This is a genomic window from Streptomyces sp. NRRL F-5135 (assembly GCF_000719775.1).
GTDB classification, from domain to species: domain Bacteria; phylum Actinomycetota; class Actinomycetes; order Streptomycetales; family Streptomycetaceae; genus Streptomyces; species Streptomyces hebeiensis.
This window is the reverse complement of the sequence record NZ_JOHR01000099.1, coordinates 1-280: the sequence shown is the minus strand read 5'-3', so window position 1 is coordinate 280 and position 280 is coordinate 1. Positions and strand designations below refer to the sequence as shown.

At 67.5% G+C, this 280-nt stretch carries 1 protein-coding gene; it reads right to left on the bottom strand.

From position 1 onward, the window contains the following. On the bottom strand, window positions 1-280 hold a 280-nt coding region (locus IG02_RS37480; protein ID WP_037805270.1), incomplete at both ends, for a hypothetical protein.

Below are 280 nucleotides of genomic sequence, written 5' to 3'. Positions count from 1 at the left end.
CGGAGGCGAGTACGGGGGCGGCGGAGGCGTGTTGAGACCGCTGCCGATCCCGTCCGGGAGATCGGACGAGACGGTCGTGTTCGGGAGGGGGGCCGGACCGGGCGTGAAGAGGTCGCTCTTCACCGTCGTGCCCTTGGCGTTCGCACCGCCCGGGCTCACGTACGGCTTCTCGGATACCGGGGGCTTCGAGTCCCCGGTGCCCAGCGGGTCGTTGGGGCCGGGAAGCTTGTTGTGGTCGGTGAACTTGGGCTTGTCGTCGAAGTACTTGTTGTAGATCTGG